The following is a 23,344-nucleotide window of genomic DNA, read 5'->3' as shown; positions in this document are numbered from 1 at the left end:
GCGCCAGTTCGATCACAACAGCCCCCGAATGATCCTGATCGGGGCCGCCTGCGATGTTACCTCCGGACGCGCTTCCTCCTCGGCGACCTCGCAGACGACGAGCGGCGCAAAGACAGGTTCCTCGACTTCGGCTGCAGGCAGCACCAGCTTGCCCTGTTTGGCCTCTCGTCGCCACGCCGAAAGTTGATTGGGCAGAATGCCAAACCGCTCCGCTACGGCATTTACAGTCGCTCCAGCTTCCAGGGTCATCGAGACGGCCAAGGCCTTTGCTTCATCCGGCCACCGACGATGACCCGACGCGTAGATCTCGACGCCCAGCGATTTGAGAAACGAATTTGTAGCGCACATTGCGAAACGCACTCCCCATCATGAGATGGAGATCACTTCGCAGCCGAAGCCATCAGCAGCAACGTGGGGTCGAGACGACGCTTACCCTCGAATCGTCTTGGAACAAAACTAATTTCTATAGTCACTGTAGCTTCAATCCTTTCTTTCAGAAAGAATCTCCCGCAACTATTTGTCCGTGTGAACCGCTTTGTGGTGTTCGCCGTGTGCGTCGCGCAGAATGTCGATACCTCCCCAGGCCGCGATCTCGGCGACAATCACGCCGACGACGAGGTCCGGCCAGTTGGTTCCTAGCCAGGCGACGAGGCCACCGGCCACGACGATCCCAAGGTTCGCGGCGAAATCGTTGTAACTGAAGGTGTTGGCCGCGCGGATGTTGACGTCCGGATTTTTGAGCTTAGCGAGCAGCCAGACGCAGACCGCGTTGATGGCTGCTGCGATCAGGGCCATGGCGATCATGATCGTCCCGAGCGGATCTGACCCACCGATGTAGCGGCGCCACGCATCGTAGAGGATGCCTGCAGCGAACAGGATCAGCAGCCCGCCGGAAACGTTCGCCGCCCCGCGTTTCCATTTGGCGGATCGGGACAAAGCGAAAAGGCTGATCGCGTAGACGAAGCTGTCGGAGAGGTTATCGAGCCCGTTGGCGATCAGGGCACTTGAGTCGCCGAAGGCGCCTGTTGCGAAAAAGGCCACGGCCAAACCAATATTGAGCGCCAGAACGATCCAAAGCGTCCGTCTCTCCATTGAATCTTGTCTAGCGGCCATTTTGTGGTTCCAGCTTGTGTTGTACGACACATTAACTTCTGCGGCTGATCTGCGTTCCAGCCGGATTGTTGGCTGAATTCCTTCAGGCCCCGATTTCCTCGTGTTCGGTCAAGCATTCCGAATGGTCCCGCAACACCTCAAGCACCTTGCAATCTCCCGTCCGCCCGCCGCTGCATTCGTGAACCATGCGTTTCAGTTCCGTGCGGAGCGCCTTCAGGCGGGCCATGCGCTGCTCCACCTGTTTGAGCTGGCGACGCGCGATGGCATCAGCCTCATCACAGGGCCGGTTGGGATGGTCGCTGAGGTCGAGCAGCTCGCGGATCGCATCGAGCGAGAAACCGAGTTGTCGCGAGTGGCGGATGAAGGACAGTCGATCAAGCTGTGCATTGTCGTAGCGCCTTTGTCCGCCTTCGGTCCTGCCAGGTTCGGGCATGAGTCCGATCTGTTCGTAGTACCGGATGGTCTGCACTTTTGTGCCAGTCTTCTTTGACAGAGTACCGATCGTGAGCATTTTCGCCTCCATGAAAAAGATACAGTTTGTGTAGGTTTTGCCGTCGGAATAAACAAGTGTCGGATTCACAGACGCGTGAGTTCAAGCTATACCATGATTTCGTGCTTGAACCTCTAGCGGCTAGAGGATGTATCCGCACAGGCAATAAGAATCAAAATCAGGCGAACAGGATTGTCCCTTACATCGGCACAGAAGTTTCTTTGGGTTTTGGCAGGCGTGGCAGCGCTTGCCTTCGTGTGGCTTCTGCTCTGGTCCGACTATCGTTCCGATAGCGCCCGAACCGACGCCGAACCGCCTTTTTTCGCTGAGTTCGAACTGACGGACCACCAGGGTATGGTTCGAACCGAGGAGGACTTTGCGGGGCGCTGGATGCTGGTTTTTTTCGGCTTTACCAACTGCCCCGACGTCTGCCCGACGACCCTATCCGAGGTCGCGGCGGTGATGGACGGTCTGGGCGACGATGCCGCCAAGGTCCAGCCGATTTTCATAACAATCGACCCTGAACGAGACACGCCCGCAGCACTCGCCGAATACGTCCCGCTGTTCGATGCGGGCATCATCGGGCTGACCGGCATGCCGGAACAGATCGCCGCCACATCCGAGACCTTTCCGATCTTCTTCGAACGCGTCGAAGAGGCTGCGGCGCCGGATGGTTACACGATGGGCCACACGTCGCATCTGTTCCTCTTCGATCCCGACGCGGGCTTCGCCGACTCGTGGCCCTACGGCACCTCCGCCGAAGAGATCCTCGCCGACCTGGAAGAGAGGATCTGACCGACATGAACCGTATGTCCGGAGAAACAGCCCTCGGGCTGGCGTGGATCATCGCGCTCGTCGCCTCGCTTGCCGTGCTTTTCATCGGCGAGGTGCTGGGGCAGACGCCCTGTGTGCTGTGCTGGTTCCAGCGCGCCTTCATGTTCCCCTTGGCCATTATCCTCGGGCTGGGCCTTTGGTGGCGGGACGGCCGCGTGGGGCGCTATGGCATCGCATTGGCGCTTGGCGGCGGCGCAGTCGCCCTGTGGCACATGGGACTGTACGTCGGTCTTGTTCCCGAACGCATCCAGCCCTGCACGGCGACCGGCCCCTCTTGCACCGATGACAACCAACTGGTCTTAGGCATCCCTATCCCGCTGATGGCGCTCGCCGCCTTCGCGCTGATCGGGGCGCTTTCGGCCCTTTCATTGAAGGACACACGAACATGAACCGACGCGGCCTGATCCTGTCCGTTCTCGCCCTCGGCGTCGCCGGTTTCGGCGGAGCCACCTGGTTTGCAACCCGCCCCGGCCCGGTGGCCGAAGCGGAGCCTGTTGCGCCGGAACTCGCGGACGCGATGATCCGCCCCTACTCGCCCATCCTCGGGCCTGCGGAAGCGCCCGTCACGATCGTCGAATTCTTCGATCCGGCCTGCGAGGCCTGTCGCGCCTTTCATCCCATCGTGAAGGACATCATGGCCGAGCATGGGGATGCTGTCCGCGTCGTGATCCGCTACACGCCCTTCCACGGCGCGGCATCCGAGGAAGCGATCCGCGTGCTCGAGGCGGCGCGCATGCAGGACATTTACGTGCCGGTGCTCGAGGCCGTTTTGCGGGAACAGCCGAGATGGGCGTCGCACGGTGCCCCGGAGCCTGGTCTGATCCTTCAAATCGCCGCCACGGCCGGACTCGATGCCGAGGCCGCGCGCACGCAAATGCTGGCACCCGATGTCGTGGCGATCCTGAACCAGGATCGTGCTGACGTCGAGACCGTGGGAATTCGCCAGACGCCCACATTCTTCGTGAACGGCAAGCCGCTCGATCCGTTCGGGGAGGCAGAACTGCGGCGATTGGTGGCTGCCGAAGTCGCTGCCGCGTAAAGCTGAATGGAAAGGGCAGGATCAGAACGATGAAAAAGTATATTTTGACCGGCACACTGGCCGTGCTTTTGACCTTTGGAGGGCTCTCAGTGCCCGCGCTGGCCGGACCAGAGGATGTTGTCGTCGAGAACGCGTGGTCCCGCGCCTCCATCGGGATGAACCGCCCCGGGGCCGCCTACATGGCGATCCGCAACACTGGCGACGAACCGGTGACGCTGATCGGCCTTACAACACCGCTCGCGATGATGCCCGAAATTCACGAGACGAAGACCAATGCCGAAGGTGTGAGTTCCATGAGCCCGGCGGGGGAGATCGCGATCGCCCCTGGCGAAAGCGTCGCGCTCGAGCCGGGCGGCCTGCACGCGATGCTGATGCGGCTGAAAGAACCGATGACGGAAGGGGACACCTTTCCGCTGACCCTGCTTTTCGACGACGGAGGCGAAGTGACGGTCCATGTGCCGATCCTCGGCATCGCCGCGCGAGGGCCGGAGGACTGATGCGGCGACGGGCGATCCTGGGGTACGGCGCGGCTGGTGTCGGGGCGGTCGCCCTGATGCTCTTCGTCGGTTGGTGGCAGGTCGATGGACCCGGTGGACCCGAACCTGTCGGGCAGCGGCCTATGGCCCTGACCGAGATGGATTTCCGTCTGACGGATCATGAGGGCAACGCGGTCGGGCCGGAAACCCTGATCGGTCGCCCGACGATGGTGTTCTTCGGCTTCACCTACTGTCCCGATGTCTGCCCGACCACGCTCTCGGACATTTCGGGATGGCTCGACGATCTGGGAGACGAGGCCGACGAGATGAACGTGGTCTTCATTACGGTCGACCCCGAGCGCGATACCGTCGAGGCGATGGCGGAATATGTCGGCTACTTCCATCCTGGGATACGTGGCTGGACGGGACCGGAAGAGCAGATAGCGCGCGTCGCGGACGGCTTCCGCGCCACCTACGAGCGAGTACCGGCGGAGAGCGGCGATTACACGATGAACCACACCGCGAGCGTCTTCCTGTTCGCAGCCTCTGGGCGATTCGTCACCATGATCGACTATCACGAGCCCAAAGAATTCGCGGTGCCGAAGATCCGCCGCGCGCTGGAAGAAGAAATGGAGGGGGCGACATGAGGCTCAGATCTTTGGCGGCTTGTGTCGCAATTGCGGGGACGGTTTCGGGAGCGGCTATCGCCATCTCTGATTCCATGTCGAAAGAACCCGTGCCGCCGGAACTTGCCCAGGCAGGTAGCTGGATGCCCCAAGGTCCTGAAGCCCCCCAGAACGTTGACATCCCCGTGACGTTGCCCGCGGCGGCATGGGCAGACGATGCACCCGACCTCAGCCCGCTGCCCCTTCTGCAGGCCGCGTTTGCCGACAGGCCGGTGCAAGCGATCGAGCCACCCCTGTCGACGTGGTCGCGCGACATTGCTCCGGGCGAAACGCTCGATTTCTTGCTGTCAGAGGCCGGTCTTGCGGCACCTGACAGAGCCGAAGTTGCCCTCGCGCTTGGTGCGGAATACGATCTGCGACGGCTGCGGCCGGGGCACTCGGTCACTGTCGCTTCGACCGTGGACGGCAGCCCCCGCACCGTCTCACTCGCCGTCGAGGACGGGGTTCGGATCGAGGTGGTTTTCGGCGAGCAGTTGTCCACACAGGTCGTGGCTCCGGATCCGGAGATCGTAACCCTTGCCGGCGAAGCCGTGATCGACAGCTCGATCTTCGCGGCACTCGACGAAGCCGGCATACCCGCCCGTTTTTCCGTGGACCTTGCGCAGATGCTGGGTGGGACCGTGGATTTCCGCCGCGAGATGGCCGGTGGCGAAACACTAAGGCTTCTCTGGCGTGAGGCGCGGGTCGGAGAGGACAGGATCGGACAGCCCGAACTCGCCTTCGCCGCACTGGAGGTCGGCGGTTCGCTTTACGAGATCGTATGGCCGGACGACGGCAGCGGTCAGGCGACGATCTACGTCGATGGCGAGGTGCTGCGCGTCTTCGCACAGCCGGTCGAGGGTGCGCGCCTCAGCTCGGTGTTCGGACGCCGCACGCATCCGGTCTTTGGCAACGTCCGGATGCACACCGGCGTCGATTTCGCAGCGGCACGTGGGACACCGGTTCAATCGACGGCACCGGGGCGGGTTAGTTTCATTGGCTGGCGCGGTGGCTATGGCCGTGTGGTCGAAATCTCGCACGGCTCCGACACCATGACGCGCTACGCGCATCTGAGCGCCGTGCCGGAAGACCTGGCACAAGGCCAACGCGTTGCGGCGGGAGATGTGATCGGCCGCGTCGGCGCGACTGGCACGGCGACAGGTCCGAACCTGCACTACGAAGTCCTCGTGGATGGGCGCCCGACTGACCCCCTCACTGACGACCGGCTCGCCGAAGCAGCCGAGAGCGAAGCGGATGATACCGCCGCGCTCTCGCGTCTGGCCGAGGCGCGCGCGCTTCTGAATGAAAACCTCGGCAGCGAGATTGCCAAAACGACAACCGAAAGGCTCTGACCCATGAAACGCATGACCCAAGCTCTCGCCATCACGCTCGCCCTGTTCCCAGCGGCCCAGGCCCTCGCAGAGGCAACGGCGATCGACGTCCGCAAGACCAACGGATGCGGCTGCTGCCTCTCGTGGATGAAACATCTCGAAGAGAACGGGTTTGTGCCGACCGGCCAGGACATGTTCGGCGGGCTTCTCGTGCGCTTCAAGCTAGACAACGGCGTGCCGCAGCGCATGGTCTCCTGCCACACCGCGCTCATTGACGGCTACGTGATCGAGGGCCATGTACCGGCCGCTGACATCCGCCGCCTTCTCGAGGAGCGCCCGGACGCCGTCGGCCTCGCTGTTCCGGGGATGCCCTATGGCTCGCCCGGCATGGGGCCAGAAGACGACCGTGAAGCCTATGATGTCTTCCTCATCCGCAAGGACGGGTCGACGGAAGTCTTTTCGAGCTACGCCGAAGGATAATCTGGCCCGCCCATGGGAAATCTGTCTCCGATAATGCTCGGCTTTCTCGGAAGTCTTGCCGCCGGATCGCTCACAGCAGTCGGAGCAGTTCCCGTGCTGTTCGGGCGCATCCCGTCTCGGGCCACACGCGCTCTGTCGCTCGGCTTCGCTGCCGGTGTGATGCTCGCCGCTTCTTTCTTTTCGCTGATCATCCCGGCATTGGATGCGGCGGAGCCGATGTTCGAAAACGGCGCGATGCCTGCGGCCATCGTATGCGTTTCGATTCTTCTGGGCATGGGGGCTGTCGCCCTGATGAACGAAAAGCTGCCGCACGAGCACTTCAAGATGGGACGCGAAGGGCCCGAAGCGGCGTCTTTGCGGCGGGTCTGGTTGTTCATCATTGCGATCACGATCCACAACTTCCCCGAAGGCCTTGCCGTGGGGGTCGGCTTCGGATCCGGAGGTATGGAGGGCGGTTTGCCGCTTGCTGTCGGCATCGGGCTTCAGAATGCGCCCGAAGGATTGGCCGTCGCTGTATCTCTGCTGGGCGAGGGATATCCGAAGCTGCGCGCCTGGGGCATCGCGGCGCTGACGGGCATGGTCGAGCCGATTGGCGGCCTGCTCGGGGCCGGGATCATCACACTGTCGGAACCGCTGCTGCCATGGGGACTGGCCTTTGCCGCGGGCGCAATGCTCTACGTCATCAGCCACGAAATCATCCCCGAAACCCATCGCAGCGGCCATCAGAACAGGGCGACGCTCGGTCTCGCAGTCGGGCTCGTTCTGATGCTGTTTCTCGATGTCTGGTTGGGATGAGGCAATGTCACTAAACAAGGTATCTCCGGTGATCGGCGTCTTCGCGGCGCTTGCTGCGTTCGCGATTGATCAGATCACCAAAGCCATTGTTGTTGCGGATGCCGCCACTTTAAGCGCCGGGATTTCCGTGTTTCCGGGATTCAACCTCGTCTTTTATCGTAATGACGGCGTGACTTTCGGGATGCTGGGCGGCGCTCCGTGGTGGAGCCTAATCGCTCTCGCTCTTGCCATCTGTGTTTGGCTAGGGGTTATGCTGTTTCGCGCCGACAATGCGGTGGAAATGCTTGCCTACGGTGCGATCATTGGCGGAGCCCTGGGCAATGTCATCGATCGTGTGCGGTATCGGGCTGTAACAGACTTTCTCGATTTCTACATTGGCACAACACATTGGCCTGCCTTCAACTTGGCCGATGTATTTGTCGTCAGTGGCGTGGGGCTCTTGCTCGCCGCGCCATGGATCAGCGCGCGGCGTTCGATCAAGTCGTGAAGCCGGAAATTCTGAACCGCATCGCTCTGCGCCACCGTTTTCTTTCGCGGATGACGCTTGGTTTCGCCGCCGGGGCGATGACCGTTCTGACTTTCCCGCCTCTTTCGATTCTCCTGCTTGTTCCCGTTGCCTATTCCGCGTTGTTTGTCGGGCTTCGCGATCTCTCCTTCGGGCGTGCTTTCCTCGTCGGCTGGGCGTTTGGTCTCGGCCAGTTCGGTTTCGGGATTTGGTGGATCGCGGAAAGTTTCTACGTCGAGGCCGAGCGGTTTGGGACGATGGCGATTCCGGCGGTCGCGGGATTGTCCGCAGGTCTCGCGATTTTCCCAGCCATTGCCGCTGCGCTTTTTGCCGAAATCGCGCGGCGCGGAGCCATGGGCAGTCTCTTGGCCTGCCTCCTGTTCGCGACCTCCTGGACCGTGGCCGAGTGGTTGCGTGGTCACGTTCTGACAGGGTTTCCCTGGAATCTGGCCGGTTACGCACTTGTAGACTACGCCGCCCTTCGCCAGACCGCCGCCTGGGTCGGAAGCTATGGGCTAAGCTTTCTCACCGTGTTCGTCGCGGTACTCCCTGGCGCGGCTGCTATGGCGTCCGGGCGGCAACGATTGACCGTTTCGCTCATGGCGCTGGCCGGAATCGCGACGATGTGGGCTGTCGGCACGCTGCGCCTCCAGTCGGATGCACAACAGCCACCCGGTGTCGACCTGCGCATCGTCCAGGGCAACATTCCACAAGAGGAGAAATGGGCGCCCGAGAACCGCGAGGCGACATTCGCGCGCTATCTTGAGCTTTCAACCCGGCGCGGCGATTTCGACGTGCTTCTCTGGCCGGAAACCGCCTTTCCGGGTTTCCTCGACGAGGATACGGAGGCGCAGGCCCGCATTGCCGCTGCGCTCACAGAGGGCAGGGTGCTGCTCACCGGTGTGCCGGACCGTGTACCGAGCGAGGATGGCACCCGATATTTCAACACGGTCCAGGCTTTTGGCGCGACCGGCAGAATCCTGACCGGATACGCGAAACACCATCTCGTACCCTTCGGCGAATATGTGCCATTCCGTGGCTGGTTGCCCATCGAGCGGCTCACGGCGGGTCTGGGCGACTTTACGCCCGGACCGGGCCCGCGAACGCTTGCGCTTCCGGGTGTGCCGCTGGTCGCCGTGGCGATCTGCTATGAGATCATCTTCCCAAGCCATGTGGTCGACGATCTGTTCCGGCCGGACTGGATTTTCAATGCGACCAACGATGCTTGGTTCGGAACCAGCATTGGACCGGAGCAGCACCTCGCGTCCGCACGCATGCGCGCTGTCGAGGAAGGGCTTCCCATCGTCCGGGCCGCAAACACAGGGATCTCCGCGATCATCGACGCAAACGGTGACCTCGTCGCGCGGCTCGGCAACGGAGAAACCGGTGTCATAGATGCGGCTCTGCCCTCTGCTCATCCGTCAACGCTCTATGCGCGCTTCGGTGACTGGGCGCTGCTGGCTCTCATCTTCACTACTTGGGCCGTCGGACTGGCTGCAGGTCTGGTCGGCACACACCGGTGCAACAAGAGAACAAGAACGGAGAAAAAGTCATGCTGGTAATCGCGGGCATTGTCGCGGGTGCGATCTGGGGTGGATATCTGGCGCGACGCCGAAAAGGAAACCGGCTGGATATCCTCCAGTATGCGGCGAGTTCGGCGATCGCCTTCGGTCTTCTCACCTATTTCATATCGGTGGTCCTCTTGCGCATCTTTTTTTAAGAAGGGTTTCGAAACAGCACCGACATGAGACGGCTTTTCAACATATTGCTGTACGGGTTTCTGGCAATCTGCATCACGGTATCGGTTGGTTCCGGGTTGGTCTATTTTCTGCTGAGCGCATCCGTTCCCGACTACGACGAGGACTTCACGGTCGCAGGCTTAGGCGGACCGGTCGACATTCTGCGAGATTCTTCGGCAGTCCCGCACATCTCCGCGACTTCCGCTGCAGATGTCTACTTCGCGATCGGCTTCGTTCACGCCCAAGACAGGCTCGGTCAACTGTTAAGGGCAAGGCGAAAAGCGGAAGCTTCGTGGCCAGCCGATGGGACATTGTCCGTTGCGCCAGCGGTCTCAGACGCGCTCGCGTCCTATGCCGCGGGCGTCAATGCGTGGCTCGAGCTTGTGTCGGAAGGCGGGCGTGGCAGAGGCTCTCCGGAGCTGCTGATCGCAGACGAACGGTCGATCGCGGCCTGGACACCCGGCGATAGCCTGAGGATTGCCCGGTCTTTCCTGAATGGCCTGCGACCGGGAAGCGCACGGGAAGGAATGCCGAGTATATCAGGTGCCATTATACCGACGGATCGCCCGAGAGCGCCCGAACTACTGGCGACTGATCCGCAGCAGCGCCTCAATGCGTGGGCGATGGACGGTGACCGAACCGCTACCGGGACGCCAATTCTCGCCGCCGAAATCAGCGGTTCCCTGTCGCTTCCCTCGGAATGGTATCTCGCTGATCTTCAATTTTCGACGGGGCCGGCCATAGGGGCCACAATGCCGGGCGTACCTTTCGTTATTGTTGGTCGCAACGCGCGCGTCGCCTGGGCCTTCCGGTCACTTCCCGTGCCAGACGAGGAGGCGCCAGGGGGGCCATCACCCATGCAGACGGCAGGTTTCCTGACGATGCTGGAGCTGTTTGCGCGTTCAGCCGACGCGAACGATGCCACTAGAGTTGCCGCAGACATGTTGCCGAAGGGCATGGAGGCATTGGTAATTGATCGAGAGACCGTTGACCGTTGGCCAAAAGAGGAAGCCGTACGGGCGTCGTCATTTCGCGACATTCGACTGGCGGAGCTTGAAACGCGGCAATCGATCTTCTCGACAGAAGGCGTCATGGGTGTTCAAAGGGACACCGTAAGTTCCGTGGCGCGAACCCTCCTGCCCCTAATGGCGAAAGAGCTTTGGTTCGTGCAGTCCAGAGACAGCATCGAAGGCACCGATACGGACGACCTTCGTCGTGAGCTACTGGACAGGCTTGCGTCGTGGAATGGCGAAATGGATCGATATGCGCCGGAACCTCTGCTGTTTTGGACCTGGGTCTGGGCTTTGCAGCAGCGCATTTTGAAAGACGAGTTTCCGACAGCGAAGCAACTCTGGACCCGTCCGAACCCGGACTTTCTTTATGCGGTACTCAGCGATCGTCGCGGCAGCGCGATCTGGTGCGACATCCGTCCATCGTCACCTCGAGAGACATGTGAGGAGCAGGTTCGCGTGGCCTTGGATGATGCCCTTGGCTGGCTGGTCGATCGATATGGGCGCGATCTTTCGACCTGGACCTGGGGGGAGGAGCATACATTGGACATGCAGTGGTCGCCGATCAGTTCACGTGGGTTGCTGACCGACCTGCTGTCCCTTCAAGCGCCGATCTCAGGCGATCCCTTTACGCAATTCTTGACGTCATTTGGTGTTGAAGAAGACCGTCCATTCCTTGTAAGTGCCGGAAGCAATTTTCAGGCGGTCATGTCGATATCGGGAGCAGCGGGATCATACTACATCTCGCCCGCCGGACAGTCGGGACATCCGCTATCTCGATTCTACGACAATCTTTTTCCCTCGTGGATACAAGGCGAATACCTCGCCATGTCGACCGATCTGTCACTAGCCCGTGGCGGCGCTTCCGGGATATCGCGGCTCACACCGGCTACCTCCGACAACCCTCGGATGAGCGAGGGCCAGAGCGAATGATCACGAACTTCTTCTTCCTTTACGACCCTTTCGGCTATGTGCTGTCACCGGTGTCGCTCATTGTTGTCGGTCTTACAGCATGGCTGTTTTTGCGTGGGCTCAAAATACACGCTCGCTGTCTCGGAAGGGTTTCTGGCTGGCGTCGAGCCGTCTTCTTTGTCGGCCTCGCGGCCGTCCTCGTCGCGACGAATGGGCCGCTCCCGCCATTGGGGCACAGTCTGTTTTCGGTACACCAGGCCGAGCATCTTCTTCTGCGACTGGCAGGACCCATTCTCATTGCGGTTTCTCAACCCTGGCTTGTCCTTCAAGCCGGATTGAAAAGGGAATGGCGCCGACGCCTTGCCGCGATTGGGCGTGCGCGCATCCCGCGATTCTTGGCGCTTCCTGCATCTGCCACCTCCTTGTTGATTGGTGCGCTTTTCGTCTGGCAGATCCCGATGATCTACGCCCTTACACAACGTATTGCGGCGATGGAAGCGCTAGCACATCTGTCTATGGTGCTGGCTGGGCTTTGGTACTTTGCTATGCTGTTCGATCTGCGTGATCCGCCTGAAGGAGCGCGGCGCGGTGCTCGGCTGATGTCAGGGTTCGTGGTGATCGTTTCCAACATCTTTCTGGGCTCCCTGACAACGCTCAAAGAGGTGCCTCTCTATGGATCAGAAATCATCGCAGCGAGCGGTGGCCGACTTCGCGCCCTGGCTGACGAGACAATCGGTGGCTACGTAATCTGGGTCCCGTCGTCGATGGTTCTCATCGCGGCAATCATTCTGGTGCTGAACGGCTGGAACGCGGCGGAGGAACGGCGCTGGACGTCCCGCTACGACCTGATGCGCCAATCGAATGCGGCGGCGCTCGAGTTTCCGGAAACCGCGGAGGAACTGCGTCTGAAAGTAGGGAAGCCGAACCGAGACATGGGCCGTACGCTCGCCCTTGGCGCATTCTCCATGTTCATGGTTGTCATGGTTACCGTCGTGACCATCGTCTATGCCCTCGGATAGATTGAATTCGACATGAGACCAGACGTATTCTTCTCCGCTAGGGCCCGCCTGTCTCGCCACTGCCACGGCTGGACACATATTGTAGTGTCCTTACGCGTACCGGGTGCTTGCGCTGGCCCACGGCGGCAAGTGTCACTTTGGCCGTGATCGCCATCGAAGCGATCAACGTGGCCCTGTGCCGACGATTTGCCTGATCTGACGGAAGATCATCTCCTCCCATCAGGCGTAGATGTCGATCGGTGTTCCGTCTTTCACCATTGCATAGATGTCCTCGATCTGCCGATCTGTGACCGCGATGCAGCCAGCTGTCCAGTCGCGGACGTCCGTTGGGTCGATGCCTGGGCGTGGACCACCATGGATGAAGATGTCGCCGCCGGGGGAAAGGCCCTGCGCTTCAGCAAAGGCGATGTCGGCCTCATTCGGATAGGAGATGCCAACCGAAAGATGATACGTACTGTCGGGGTTGCGCTTATCGACTACGTAAGCGCCCTCAGGGGTCCGGCCGTCTCCCTCGAATTGCTTGTGACCCTCAGGAGCGAAACCCAGCCCGACCGGATAGGTTTGCAATACGCGATCGGCTCCGTCCAGAACAAGCAAACGCTGCCCCTTGTAAAGCCGAACACGGGTCACTTCGGGTCCGCCATAGCTGCGGAACTTGCTGGCACAGCCAGACAAAAACGCTGCCAATCCGCCCAACAGGACGGCGCGGCGGGGAAATCGGATGGTTTTCACTGCTCGATGCCTCTTTCGTGAGGTCTGATATGGACATTACGTTACCTTGCAAATGCTGCGTGATCAATGTCCGTGGGCAAGCGCGGCCTTTGCCATCTCTGGACCAACCTGCTCACCGCTGAATGCCTTGCGGGCCTACCGCAGCGCCTTGAGGGCGACCGGCAGGGAGACCACGGCAAGCCTTAATCGAACAACTCGTGAAGCCAGGATTTGCGTCGATAGCCGTGCTTGCGGTCGCCGCCGCCGTGCTTTCCGCGCCGGTAGCCGCGATCATCGTCGTAGCCGCGCGGCTCAGGCACCCGCTGAGGCGCCACATCGGGTGCCGAACGCTCGATGATCTTGTCCAGTTCACCCCGGTCGAGCCAGACACCCCGGCAATCGGGACAGAAGTCGATCTCGATCCCCTGGCGGTCGGTCATGCTCAAGGGCACCTCGCAAACCGGACACATCATCCTGCCCTTCACGCTCATGTCTCGTCTCGGCTCCTTTCCGGGTTCTCCCAGTTCAATGACCATGTGCCAGCGCTCCTTTGGCCAAGCCTTCGCCAACCTGTTCACCGCCAGACGGCGGCGCCTTGGCCTCTTGGCTGTTCAGCAGGCGCAGGGCGTTGGCCACCACCAGCAATGACACTCCTACATCGGCTGCAATAGCGCCCCACATCGATGCCACTCCGAAAGCGGTAGCGACAACGAAAACGCCCTTGGTCGCCAAGGAAATACCGATGTTCTGATGGATAATCGACATTGTCCGGCGCGAATGACCGATCAGCCAAGGCACCTTCCCGAGGTCGTCTGTCATCAGGGCAATATCCGCCGTCTCGATTGCCGCGTCCGAACCAACGGCACCCATTGCGATGGCGTAATGCGCGCGCGCCATGGCCGGGGCGTCGTTGACCCCGTCGCCGATCATGGCCACCATGTCATGCGTTTCGACCAGTTCTTCGATAGCTGTCACCTTGTCTTCGGGCAGAAGCTCGGCACGGACCTCGTCGATGCCGACCTCGGCTGCAACAGCGCGCGCTGTCCGCTCGTTGTCGCCCGTCAGCATGACGATGGTCTTCACGCCCTGCGCGTGGAGCTGTGCCACGATGCCCTTGGCATCGGGGCGGATACGGTCGCGCAATTCCAGGATGCCGGTGACGCCGGTGTCGTCGCCCACGGCAACAAGGGTGCTGCCGGCCCCTTCGATGCGGTCGCGCAGATCCTTCGGAATGGCGTCGCCGAAACCCTTCTCCTCGGCAAACCGGTCGGACCCTAGCCAGATCGACCGGCCGTCTGTGCGTCCTTCAAGTCCCCTACCTGGAACGGTTCGGGTATCTTGCGCGGCGGACACATTGATGCCTTCGGCTTCTGCCCGCGCGAGAATGGCGCGCGCCAAGGGATGCGAGGAACGTGCCTCCAGCCCAGCGGCGAGGGTCATCAGATCTTGCGCCGATGCTTTGCCCAGCGGATGCACCGCCGCCACCTCCGGCTCGCCCATGGTGATCGTGCCGGTCTTGTCCATGGCCAGTGCAGTGGTCTTGCCCGGTGCCTCAACATATGCACCGCCCTTGATCAGCACCCCAGCCCGCGCTGAGGCGGTGAGTGCGGCGACGATGGAGACCGGTGTCGAGATGACCAGAGCACACGGGCAGGCGATCACCAGCAGCACGAGTGCATTGTAGAACCAATAATCCCAGGCCCCACCGAAAATGAGCGGCGGCAGCAGGGCAATTGCAATGGCGAGAGCCATGACGATAGGCGTGTAGATGCGGGCGAACTTCGCCACCCACTGCTCCACCGGCGCACGGCGGGCATGGGCGTCGCCGACCATGCGGATAATCTTGGCCAACACGGTGTCCGAGGCGGCCTTCGTGGCGCGCACCGTCAGTGTGCCTTCGCCGTTGATCGTACCGGCATAGACTTCGTCGCCCCGTTCCTTTGGGACCAGCGCACTCTCTCCGGTGATTGGCGCCTGATCGACGGCCCCTGCCCCATCGACAACCTCACCATCCAATGGGATGCGATCTCCGCCGCGCACGACGAAACGTGCGTTGATAGCAACCGCGGAAGCCGGTACGTCCGCTTCCGAACCGTCATCATAAAGAATTCTTGCCGTCGGCGGCGCCAGGTCCAGCAGAGCTGAAACCGCATTCCTCGCACGCCCGACGCTCCAGCTTTCGAGGAAAAGCGAGAGCGAGAAGAAGAACGCAACCGTCGCCGCCTCGAAAAATTCGCCGAGGCCAATTGCACCCGCGACTGCGACGACCATGAGCAGGTTCATGTCGGGCGACAGCCGCCGTGCGGACGACCATGCCTTGGGCGCCACGAGCCAAACACCGAACAGGATCGCGACCGCGAATAGCCCTGCCTCGACCAGTGGCATCGGCGCTTCGCCGTGCCCTGCGAAGAGGCCAAGTGCCCCCCCCATGCCGGTCTCGATGATGTGCCACAGAAATCCCGCGGCCCAGAAGCCACCACTGAGCGCCGTAAACAGCCGCTGGCGTGCAAGATGGGCCGCCTGGTCGACCGACGCGTTTTCGGCATCCCAGGGCTTGGCGGTCATGCCGGTGCTTGCGACCAGTTCTGCAATTTCGCCGTCCGATACACTCTTGGCGCTGTCGAGGATAGTCATCCGTCCATTGATCACGTCGAACGCAAGATGTTCGGCCCCGCCGATCTTCGGGCCGACCACCTTGTTCAGGATTGCTACCTCCTCGGCGCAATCGAGGCCGGACACCTGAAAACTGCGCCCGCCCGCTGGCGCGGGGGTCGCCGGAACGATGTCGCCGCACGTTCCGGCGCTCCCGCAGCAGCTGCCGCCGCTTGTCTGGGCATCTTCGGCGTGATCGTGGTCGTGACGATGGGTGTCGGACGGCATGAATGGACCTCTGGATTCGGGTGCTTTACCATGACATAGCCCCTACAGTGGCTAGAGCTTCAAGAGCAAAATACGGTGGTATTTCAGATTGTTTTATTGCTAGAGGATGCGGTGACTGGCTCTATCACGCCTTGAGGCATGAACAGCCGCTGCAAAGAAAAACAGTCACGAAAGGAAACTTAATGCGGGTTTTGATTCTGAAGCAAAAAATGATGGTTGCAGTGGCGCTGTCGCTCACGGCCGGGTGCGCAGTCCAGCCGACTGGACCGGGCGACGTGGCAAAACAGGGGGGCAACGTTCCCGAAGCCGTGATTGCAATGGCTGCCCCGGATCAGGATGTTGCAACTGCGCGCTTGGTACCGGAAGACGGGTGCTACTGGTACAAACACAGCGGCCCCGTAGAAACAACCTTGCTGCCGCTGCGCACGGCGAACGGCAATCGTATCTGCACCCCTCGCGAAACTTAATTGCGTTTGCCGTCCGCTGCTTGGCTTAGCTGCGGGCAGTCACGCTGTCCTCCGCCGAGTAAAGATAGGCCGTAGAGCCGGTCTCGACGTTCGGGTAAAGATCATTGATATGAGCCATGACCATCCGTACGCAGCCCGAACTTGCGCGGCCACCGATACTCCGTGGGCTCGGAGTGCCATGGATGCGCAAAAGGGTATCGCGATCCCCGACGTAGAGATACAGCGCCCTCGATCCAAGCGCGTTTTCCGGTCCCGGTTCCATGCCATCGGCAATGTCAGCATAAAGTTCGGGGTCGCGATTGATCATGCTCTGTGTCGGTTGCCAGTGCGGCCACCTGACCTTGCGCTTGATGGTATAGACACCCGGCTCGTAGAGGTTCCCCCGCGCGATGGCCACGCCGTAGCGCATCGCGGTTCCACCCTCTTCAATGTGGTAAAGATATCGTGCGACCGCGTCGACATGGATATCTCCCGGCACGAGACCGGCCTTCGCAAGGACTCGTTGCGGCAGGAACCGCGGGTGCAAATCCCAGGGATTGGAGGTTTCGGGGACATAATTTGGAGGCGTCACCTGTGCGTCCCATTCAGCCTTCTGCGCCTCGGTGGGCCAGCTATCGGCAAACGTCACGCCGGGAACGGTCGCAGAAAATAGCGCCGTTGTTGTTTGAATGAAGTGTCGTCTTGTCAGCATGTCGTACCCTTTCGGTTCCCACCGGCGATTGATGGCAAGAACGGTATGTGTTCTCCTTGAACAGATAGGACTTCTAGTGGCTAGAGGTTCAAGGGCAAATTTTCGTGAGTAAACATGCGATCCTTGCAGTTTCCAGTTTGCTTGGGAGGAGAAAACTGCTCGCACGATACCTGGTCCGAAGTTGCGCAGCGACAATTCGTTAGGGTCAGGATTCATAACCAGTAGATGACGGTTGCTGCGAGCGCGATGGCTGAGAGAAAGACCTTTGGACAGCGGTCATAGCGGGTTGCCACGCGCCTCCAGTCCTTGAGGCGCCCGAACATGATCTCGATGCGGTTTCGCCGCTTGTAGCGGCGCTTGTCGTATTTGACCTGGGTCTTGCGTTGCTTTCGGCCGGGAATGCAGGCGCGTATCCCCTTGTCTTGCAATGCTTCTCGGAACCAATCAGCGTCGTAGCCCCGATCCCCGAGCAGCCATTCGACATTTGGAAGGCTGCTGAGCAGCGCCCGTGCGCCGATGTAGTCGCTGACCTGTCCGGCGGTGACGAACAGGTTGAGCGGTCGTCCTTGGCTGTCGCAGATGGCATGCAGTTTTGTGTTCATGCCGCCCTTGGTTCGACCGATCAGGCGACCGCGCCCCCCTTTTTGGCGGCCATGCTGGTCGCGGTACGGTGTGCTTTCAGATAGGTCGCGTCGATCATCACGGTTTTTTCTTCGCGGTGTCCGGTAGCCAGGCCGACCATCATCCTGGCGAAGATGCCTTTCTCGCTCCAGCGCTTCCACCGGCTGTACAGCGTCTTATGCGGTCCATAGGCTTCAGGCGCGTCGCGCCAGCGCAAGCCATTGCGATTGATGAAGATTATCCCGCTCAAGACGCGTTTGTCGTCGACCCGAGGCTTGCCGTGGGACTTGGGAAAGAAAGGGGAAAGCTTGGCCATCTGCTCGTCGGTCAGCCAGAAAAGGTCGCTCATGTCACCGCTCCGTTTTCCGGGCCGTGAATCACGCAGCGCTTTGAAAATCAATGCATCCTGACCCTAGAAAGTTGCGGGGTACAGGATCACACGCGTGTCCAGCGGAACCATATCATACAACTGGACAATCTGATCGTTAACCAATCTGGCGCATCCGTTTGAAACGGCACTGCCAATAGTGCTTGGGTCATTTGTGCCATGCACACGTAAAAAGGTATCCCCGCGTCCCGGTTGAAAAAGGTAGAGGGCCCGCGCACCTAGAGGGTTGCTCAGACCGCCAGGCATTCCATTCCGAAACGGTCCATACTTTTTCGGTTCACGACGCAACATGCCCGGGGTCGGTGTCCAGCTGGGCCACTCCTTCTTTGCCCCCACATAGAATTCGCCTGCCTCGTAAAGGCCCGGGCGACCGATCCCGACAGCGTAGCGAATTGCAGTGTTATCGGGTTGGGTCCAGAACAGGGCAAACTGGCTTGGAACAACATGGATTTCGTATGGAGCGGAGCCCTCTGGAATGCTCACTACTTGAGGTAAATACTCCGGCGGTAAATCATACTTTGGCAGCACTACATGGGCTGAAACTGGCTGACTGGCCAAAGTGCCAACAGCCCCGGCGGCAAGGAGGAATTTTCTTCGATTCATGAAGCTGTGGCTTTCGAACGGTGAACGTTGAATGAACGCCGGTACACGAAAAAAGACTTTAACAAGTCATGCTAGGTGCGCGATCAGAACAATTTCACTTGTGTTCCTACCTCAGCCAAAGCGAACAGTTCTTTGATATGTTCGTTGTAAAGGCCGATGCATCCGTTCGACGATTGGCGGCCAATTTTCCGCGTGTCGCCCGTTCCGTGGACGCGGTAATATTGCCATGAAAGGTAGAGGGCGTGTGTACCCAAGGGGTTGTCTGGACCGGGTGGAAAATAGTCTGGCCAATCCGGATTGCGGATCTTCATCGAAGGCGTGGGGCGCCAGCTTGGTCCTTCCACTTTCTTGATAACGCTAGTGTATCCGCGTTTTGTCAGTTCTTCGGATTCCGGAACGCTCGACGGATACAGCTTATAAACACTTTCATCCTCTGACCAATATTGCACCGCTCGGGAATCAATGTCGCACAGGATTGCACCGTGGTTTAGATTATCGAAGTGATCCCGCCAGTTTGAGGTGCTGAAGGATGAAATATTGCGGCGCACTGGTGGCGTAGCAAGTGGTGCTGTGGTTTGCGCTGTTGCAACGCCTGCTCCTAGGAACACGCCACTTGCGGCCGCACCGAGCAGCGCTCCGCGACGTGAGATAAATGAGTCTTTAATTAGCTTCATGATCAATCCTTCGGTCGTGCCTCTTTCGCCTGGTTACAACCTTCACCCACTGGAGCTTCAAGCGATCAATTGTCACAAAAACGTGAGACGAATGGCTAACGAACGCTTTGGGCTGGAAAAGCCTTGTCGCATTCGAACGGAAAGTGGCTTAAACGATCATCTGGGGCGGCACTAAAGCGTGCCAGGTCAAGCCGGTGTCAGCCTCGACAAATGACCTATATTAGGTCAGCTTTCCACATGCGATACCTCCCGTGCCCCGTCACCTCGCGGATCAAACCGCTTGCCTCCATCCATGCGAGATTGCGCTGAACGGCGGCGCGGCTGGCTCCGGTCATGGCCTCAGCCATCGGGGCGGAGACCAAGGGCCATTCCGTGAAAACCTTTCGCAAGGCAACCGGCGTGCGGCCAGATAATTGCGCCATGACGTTTTCTGCCCGCCCGATCCACACTTCAATATCATCAAGTGTTCGCATCGCCGTTAGAATTGCGCTGTTCATCCCATCCAACCAGCGGGCCAAACGCTCGGGTGGCAAGCCCGAAACGCGCAGCCCCCCGGCCCCGGCCATAGCGAGCGGCGCGAAGATGGCACCGCTTCCATCGCTGGTCGCGATCCTGGACGCGGTGACGGCAGCTTCGATCTGGTCGCCGTGGCGTCCGAGGCCCGCCAAGCTCCACAGGTGATACCCCATGCACGCCCGCGTGATCGGGTGGAGACCCTTTGCGGCTGCCATGACGTCCAGCCACCCACCCGCGCGATCCTCGAAACGCTCAGCGCTGTCTTCAATGTTCTCGGGATCGCGGCGATCCAGGAAGGCGGCCAAGTCAGCTTTCGGTCCAGGACCGCCTGTTAGGCGCCGAACAGCCCATCCAACTCTTGCCAGTGCATTTGGGTCATCCTGTGCACCTGACAGCCGCATCGATATCCAGAGCGCCAGACGATCAGAACTCACCCGATCCCCTGCGAACCAGCTGAGATCCGCTGCCTCGATAAGAGCGAGGCGATGCCGCCAGCCTTCCGGGCCACGCAGCAGCCGGTCATCCAGAGCTCCCAGGCGTCCAGCCACTCTTGCCAGTCGCGCAGCGTGAACGCCTTCTGCTTTTGCCCAGTCTTCGACGACAGCAGTGTCGGGCGGTTCCGCCCGTGGCCCTGGAGGCAAATCATCCGGTTCTTCTTCAAGTGACCTAGGTAGAAACCAGAGATCGTCTTCGTGAGCCTCTTCATCCTCCTCGATGGTGATAAGGAGGTCGCCGTAATCATCAGTCAAAGAAGAGGCTTGCGTCATCTTGTGTGCAAAATACTGATTTTTTGCACATTGCCCAGGCGTTTTCGTGGCCGCTGCCTGCGCCACTTATATAGTACGCGCGCGCGACTGCAGGTGAAACCTGTCAGATCGCTTTCAGCGCAAGGAAACCAAAGGTTTTTGGACGAGCACGACGAGAGAGCACCTACTTGCATTTGGCTACAAACGGTCGTTTGGTAACGGTATATGACATTGCAATCGGCCCCGCCTTCATGCCCCTGATAGGCTATGCCCGCGTTTCACAGAGGATCAGACCCCCCTGCCCCAGTCCGAGACGCTGCAATCTGGGGGCTGTGCCGAGGTCTTTGCAAGGTGTTGTCACGTTAACTCGCCTACTTTTCAAGTTGGCATGCCGATCGTTGATTAAGGGGCAATTGCCGCGGATTTCCACGCCTCGAAAGCTTCGAGCCGATGGTACCGGATGGCGTGAGCGGACCGACGGCGGGCTGGGACAGAGAAATGATTGCGGGTTGCAGACTGCATAGAGACGAATGGCTGTTCTTGGCACGGTTATTGAGCCCCTTATGTGACCAATGATCAAGGCCGGGAGTCACCTCACGTTTGGCAGCACCATAGGAGCCCAGTTTGTCCGTAATGATCCTTTTGAGCACGAAACCCCAACGTTTTATCAGCTTGAGCAAAAGCCGCTTTGCGGCGCGCTTGCCTCGTCTCGAATGAAGGGTTTCCTCAAGAACGACGCCATGTTGATCAACCGCGCGCCACAGCCAGTATGACCGGCCCGCGATCTTCACAACGACTTCGTCCAGATGCCAGACATCGCCAGGGCGCGGCTGCCGTCGCCGTAGAACGTGGGCGATCAGGGTGGCCGAACTAGACGGTCCAGCGTCGGATCGTTTCATACGAAACGTCCACGCCACGTTCCAGCATCAGCTCCTTGACCTCGCCCAGGCTCAAGTTGAACCGGACGTTGAGCCAGACAACATGAGCAATGATCTGGGGCGAAAACCGGTGGCGCTTGTAGTTGATTTTCAATGTCTGCATCGAATGCCGCCTACACCCAGATCAATGAACCAGCAACCTCACGCCCGTTAACGTGACAACACCGGCCCGCAGCATGCAGTTTCGTCAGATAGAGGCGTTCCGCTTTGTCATGATCACCGGCACGATCACCGGCGCGGCCGAGATAATGGCTGTCTCTCAGCCCGCTGCCAGCCGCTTGATCGGCGATTTGGACGCGTCCTTGGGGTTCATCCTGTTTGATCGTGTACGGGGCCGCCTGCTCCCGACTGAAGCGGCTGGCCGCTTCTTTCAGGGGGTCGAAAATTTCATGTCGGCCTCGATCAGCTTGACCGCATCGCCGAACAGATCAGGACTGAAAAACCCGCCGACCTCAAGGTCTGAGCTACCCCAGCCCTCTCCACCCATTTCTTTCCCCCCGCCGTCCGCCAGTTCGAAACGCCCTACCCGTCAATCGAACTGGTTATCGACAGCTTCTCCTCTTCCGAGATCGTAAACCGCTTGCGCAGCCATATCACCCATCTCGCGGTGACACTGGCCTTCCCCGAAACGCTGGGTATCCTCCAGCAGCCACTGGTCACCGCCTCTCATGTCTGCGCTGTCCATGAGTGAACTGGCCCCTATTTCGACCGGACACCTTGGACTGACCAAGGAGGCTTAAGGATAGCCTTAAGCACGTGCTTATGTCTGAGATAGAAATCATCACCGATGGTGGTCGCCGTCGGCGCTGGTCCGCGGCTGAAAAGCTGCGGATCGTTGAAGAGACCCTCTATGACGAGGAAAGCGTTTCCGCTGTTGCTCGCCGTAATGGCGTGGCCTCAAATCTGTTGTATCGTTGGCGGAGATTGATGCTCGAGGGAGGGAGTATCGCCGTGACAGGGGATGACAGCGTAACCAGTAATAAGGCTGTCCGAGAGATGGAAGCCCGCGTCCGGGAGCTTGAGCGCCAGCTGGGACGCAAAACGTTGGAAGTGGAGATCTTGAAGGAAGCGCTGGACAAGTCCCGCTCAAAAAAACCGACCTTGCTTGCGCAGTCACTCAAACCGGGCGGTTCCCGATGAAGGCGGTGGCACAGACGTTAGGCGTATTCCGTTCGAACCTACATGAACGACAGAAAGGAACCACGGAGCCGCGTCGGAGCTATTATAAAGCTCAAAACGCGGCTCTCTTGCCACGTATCGAACGTTTGGTGGCGGAGCGCCCAACCTACGGCTACCGCAGGATCACTGCAGTGCTGAACCTGGAACTCCAAGCAGAATGCCTTGCCCCGGCAAATCATAAACGCGTCTATCGCATTATGAAAGCCAATCACCTGCTGCTGGAGCGATCCAGCTTCAACGGGCCAGAACGCGTCCATGACGGCAATGTCATCATGTTGCGGTCGAACTTGCGCTGGTACTCTGACGGGCTGGAGTTCACCTGTTGGAATGGCGACATTATCCGCGCGGCGTTCCTGCTCGATGCTCATGATCGTGAGATCATTGCCTGGCGGGCCGTCGCCAATGCCGGGATTAGCGGCTCGAACTCCCATGACATGCTCTTGGAGATCATGCCCCATAGCGTGGTGTAACTCGCGGCTGGCCGGGCGCTTTCGACGGCCGAGCTGATCAGTCCGTCTGAGT

The 23,344-nt window shown here is 60.1% G+C and carries 28 protein-coding genes and 3 pseudogenes; 18 read left to right on the top strand and 13 right to left on the bottom strand.

What is annotated here, in order from left to right; all coding sequences use genetic code 11:
• Positions 1-12: 12 nt before the first annotated feature.
• The 3 genes from ACGYLA_RS16260 to ACGYLA_RS16250 form a co-directional block, all read right to left on the bottom strand.
• A complete protein-coding gene (locus tag ACGYLA_RS16260; RefSeq protein ID WP_271690353.1) occupies positions 13-360 on the bottom strand; it encodes a transposase in 348 nt (115 codons plus the stop codon).
• 153 nt (positions 361-513) lie between these two features.
• Positions 514-1,092: a cation transporter gene (locus ACGYLA_RS16255; protein WP_271690428.1), complete on the bottom strand. Its 579-nt coding sequence runs from the start codon at positions 1,090-1,092 to the stop codon at positions 514-516.
• 103 nt (positions 1,093-1,195) lie between these two features.
• Complete coding sequence (locus tag ACGYLA_RS16250) at positions 1,196-1,624, bottom strand: helix-turn-helix domain-containing protein (protein WP_013959865.1); 429 nt, start codon at positions 1,622-1,624, stop codon at positions 1,196-1,198.
• A gap of 207 nt (positions 1,625-1,831) precedes the next feature.
• Here ACGYLA_RS16250 and ACGYLA_RS16245 point away from each other — a divergent pair, with 207 nt between their 5' ends.
• Genes ACGYLA_RS16245 through ACGYLA_RS16185 form a run of 13 tightly spaced genes read left to right on the top strand, consistent with a single transcriptional unit; the run spans position 1,832 to position 12,408 of the window.
• Positions 1,832-2,398: an SCO family protein gene (locus ACGYLA_RS16245; RefSeq protein WP_088635930.1), complete on the top strand. Its 567-nt coding sequence runs from the start codon at positions 1,832-1,834 to the stop codon at positions 2,396-2,398.
• Between the two features lie 5 nt (positions 2,399-2,403).
• Positions 2,404-2,826, top strand: coding sequence for a disulfide bond formation protein B (locus ACGYLA_RS16240; RefSeq protein WP_088635910.1), 423 nt, complete (start codon positions 2,404-2,406; stop codon positions 2,824-2,826).
• Positions 2,823-3,476 (top strand): thioredoxin domain-containing protein, encoded by a 654-nt coding sequence (locus ACGYLA_RS16235; RefSeq protein ID WP_088635911.1) that lies wholly within the window; start codon positions 2,823-2,825, stop codon positions 3,474-3,476. Before ACGYLA_RS16240 ends, ACGYLA_RS16235 begins: the two co-directional genes overlap by 4 nt.
• Before the next feature lie 29 nt (positions 3,477-3,505).
• Positions 3,506-3,973 (top strand): copper chaperone PCu(A)C, encoded by a 468-nt coding sequence (locus ACGYLA_RS16230; protein ID WP_088635912.1) that lies wholly within the window; start codon positions 3,506-3,508, stop codon positions 3,971-3,973.
• Entirely contained in the window at positions 3,973-4,599 is a 627-nt protein-coding gene (locus tag ACGYLA_RS16225; RefSeq protein WP_088635913.1) for an SCO family protein, read from the top strand. Before ACGYLA_RS16230 ends, ACGYLA_RS16225 begins: the two co-directional genes overlap by 1 nt.
• Positions 4,596-5,969: a M23 family metallopeptidase gene (locus ACGYLA_RS16220; RefSeq protein WP_271690352.1), complete on the top strand. Its 1,374-nt coding sequence runs from the start codon at positions 4,596-4,598 to the stop codon at positions 5,967-5,969. Before ACGYLA_RS16225 ends, ACGYLA_RS16220 begins: the two co-directional genes overlap by 4 nt.
• 3 nt (positions 5,970-5,972) lie before the next feature.
• The gene (locus ACGYLA_RS16215) at positions 5,973-6,428 is read left to right on the top strand and encodes a DUF411 domain-containing protein (protein ID WP_043772538.1); all 456 of its coding nucleotides are present in this window, start codon (positions 5,973-5,975) and stop codon (positions 6,426-6,428) included.
• Positions 6,429-6,440: 12 nt separating this feature from the next.
• Complete coding sequence (locus ACGYLA_RS16210) at positions 6,441-7,223, top strand: ZIP family metal transporter (protein WP_088635914.1); 783 nt, start codon at positions 6,441-6,443, stop codon at positions 7,221-7,223.
• Positions 7,207-7,710: a signal peptidase II gene (gene lspA / locus ACGYLA_RS16205; RefSeq protein ID WP_369824853.1), complete on the top strand. Its 504-nt coding sequence runs from the start codon at positions 7,207-7,209 to the stop codon at positions 7,708-7,710. The genes ACGYLA_RS16210 and lspA overlap by 17 nt, the downstream gene beginning before the upstream one ends.
• Positions 7,677-9,290, top strand: coding sequence for an apolipoprotein N-acyltransferase (gene lnt, locus ACGYLA_RS16200; protein WP_088635916.1), 1,614 nt, complete (start codon positions 7,677-7,679; stop codon positions 9,288-9,290). Before lspA ends, lnt begins: the two co-directional genes overlap by 34 nt.
• Positions 9,281-9,448 carry a hypothetical protein gene (locus ACGYLA_RS16195; RefSeq protein WP_009815492.1) on the top strand — a complete coding sequence of 56 codons (168 nt, stop codon included), beginning with the start codon at positions 9,281-9,283 and terminating at the stop codon, positions 9,446-9,448. Before lnt ends, ACGYLA_RS16195 begins: the two co-directional genes overlap by 10 nt.
• Before the next feature lie 24 nt (positions 9,449-9,472).
• Complete coding sequence (locus tag ACGYLA_RS16190; protein ID WP_088635917.1) at positions 9,473-11,410, top strand: penicillin acylase family protein; 1,938 nt, start codon at positions 9,473-9,475, stop codon at positions 11,408-11,410.
• The gene (locus tag ACGYLA_RS16185; protein ID WP_088635918.1) at positions 11,407-12,408 is read left to right on the top strand and encodes a cytochrome c oxidase assembly protein; all 1,002 of its coding nucleotides are present in this window, start codon (positions 11,407-11,409) and stop codon (positions 12,406-12,408) included. The genes ACGYLA_RS16190 and ACGYLA_RS16185 overlap by 4 nt, the downstream gene beginning before the upstream one ends.
• 219 nt (positions 12,409-12,627) lie before the next feature.
• Here ACGYLA_RS16185 and ACGYLA_RS16180 read toward each other — a convergent pair whose 3' ends face one another.
• The 3 genes from ACGYLA_RS16180 to ACGYLA_RS16170 all read right to left on the bottom strand — a co-directional run bounded on the left by ACGYLA_RS16180 (position 12,628) and on the right by ACGYLA_RS16170 (position 15,999).
• On the bottom strand, positions 12,628-13,140 hold the full coding sequence (locus ACGYLA_RS16180; protein ID WP_035367119.1) for a murein L,D-transpeptidase family protein: 513 nt from the start codon (positions 13,138-13,140) through the stop codon (positions 12,628-12,630).
• Between the two features lie 182 nt (positions 13,141-13,322).
• Positions 13,323-13,610 (bottom strand): zf-TFIIB domain-containing protein, encoded by a 288-nt coding sequence (locus tag ACGYLA_RS16175; protein WP_071974146.1) that lies wholly within the window; start codon positions 13,608-13,610, stop codon positions 13,323-13,325.
• Between the two features lie 34 nt (positions 13,611-13,644).
• On the bottom strand, positions 13,645-15,999 hold the full coding sequence (locus tag ACGYLA_RS16170) for a cation-translocating P-type ATPase (RefSeq protein WP_271690351.1): 2,355 nt from the start codon (positions 15,997-15,999) through the stop codon (positions 13,645-13,647).
• Positions 16,000-16,181: 182 nt separating this feature from the next.
• On the opposite strand from ACGYLA_RS16170, the gene ACGYLA_RS16165 reads away from it, so the two are divergent.
• The gene (locus tag ACGYLA_RS16165; protein ID WP_088635920.1) at positions 16,182-16,466 is read left to right on the top strand and encodes a hypothetical protein; all 285 of its coding nucleotides are present in this window, start codon (positions 16,182-16,184) and stop codon (positions 16,464-16,466) included.
• Between the two features lie 25 nt (positions 16,467-16,491).
• On the opposite strand, the gene ACGYLA_RS16160 is transcribed toward ACGYLA_RS16165, so the two are convergent.
• The 5 genes from ACGYLA_RS16160 to ACGYLA_RS16140 all read right to left on the bottom strand — a co-directional run bounded on the left by ACGYLA_RS16160 (position 16,492) and on the right by ACGYLA_RS16140 (position 20,726).
• Positions 16,492-17,157, bottom strand: coding sequence for a L,D-transpeptidase (locus ACGYLA_RS16160; protein ID WP_088635921.1), 666 nt, complete (start codon positions 17,155-17,157; stop codon positions 16,492-16,494).
• Between the two features lie 212 nt (positions 17,158-17,369).
• Positions 17,370-18,127 (bottom strand): IS5 family transposase gene (locus ACGYLA_RS16155; RefSeq protein WP_088635922.1). Its coding sequence is split into 2 segments (ribosomal slippage): positions 17,370-17,803 and positions 17,803-18,127, totalling 759 coding nucleotides; the frame shifts between segments, so codons are not numbered across the junction.
• A 63-nt stretch (positions 18,128-18,190) separates the two neighbouring features.
• Positions 18,191-18,769, bottom strand: coding sequence for a L,D-transpeptidase (locus ACGYLA_RS16150; RefSeq protein WP_009815505.1), 579 nt, complete (start codon positions 18,767-18,769; stop codon positions 18,191-18,193).
• Between the two features lie 83 nt (positions 18,770-18,852).
• Positions 18,853-19,443, bottom strand: a complete 591-nt coding sequence (locus ACGYLA_RS16145) for a L,D-transpeptidase (protein ID WP_088635923.1) — start codon at positions 19,441-19,443, stop codon at positions 18,853-18,855.
• Between the two features lie 215 nt (positions 19,444-19,658).
• Complete coding sequence (locus ACGYLA_RS16140; RefSeq protein WP_088635931.1) at positions 19,659-20,726, bottom strand: hypothetical protein; 1,068 nt, start codon at positions 20,724-20,726, stop codon at positions 19,659-19,661.
• Positions 20,727-20,956: 230 nt separating this feature from the next.
• Here ACGYLA_RS16140 and ACGYLA_RS16135 point away from each other — a divergent pair.
• Positions 20,957-21,051: pseudogene (locus tag ACGYLA_RS16135) on the top strand (recombinase family protein); the annotation flags it as partial.
• A 25-nt stretch (positions 21,052-21,076) separates the two neighbouring features.
• Here the strand turns inward: ACGYLA_RS16135 and ACGYLA_RS16130 are convergent.
• On the bottom strand, positions 21,077-21,604 hold the full coding sequence (locus ACGYLA_RS16130) for a transposase (RefSeq protein ID WP_394433846.1): 528 nt from the start codon (positions 21,602-21,604) through the stop codon (positions 21,077-21,079).
• A complete protein-coding gene (locus tag ACGYLA_RS16125) occupies positions 21,576-21,746 on the bottom strand; it encodes a hypothetical protein (RefSeq protein WP_394433844.1) in 171 nt (56 codons plus the stop codon). Before ACGYLA_RS16125 ends, ACGYLA_RS16130 begins: the two co-directional genes overlap by 29 nt.
• A gap of 73 nt (positions 21,747-21,819) precedes the next feature.
• Between ACGYLA_RS16125 and ACGYLA_RS16120 the strand changes: the two genes are divergently transcribed.
• From ACGYLA_RS16120 to ACGYLA_RS16110, 3 genes and pseudogenes are all read left to right on the top strand, one after another.
• Entirely contained in the window at positions 21,820-22,218 is a 399-nt protein-coding gene (locus ACGYLA_RS16120; RefSeq protein ID WP_394433842.1) for a LysR family transcriptional regulator, read from the top strand.
• Positions 22,167-22,334: pseudogene (locus ACGYLA_RS16115) on the top strand (hypothetical protein); the annotation flags it as partial. The gene ACGYLA_RS16120 and the pseudogene ACGYLA_RS16115, both read left to right, overlap by 52 nt.
• A 71-nt stretch (positions 22,335-22,405) precedes the next feature.
• Positions 22,406-23,268, top strand: a pseudogene (locus ACGYLA_RS16110) (transposase); the annotation flags it as partial.
• Between the last annotated feature and the right edge of the window lie 76 nt (positions 23,269-23,344).

Source organism: Sulfitobacter sp. 1A13679, assembly GCF_043557115.1.
Lineage (GTDB): Bacteria > Pseudomonadota > Alphaproteobacteria > Rhodobacterales > Rhodobacteraceae > Sulfitobacter > Sulfitobacter faviae.
Note: the sequence above shows the minus strand (reverse complement) of the source record. Positions and strands in the feature narration are given on the sequence as shown.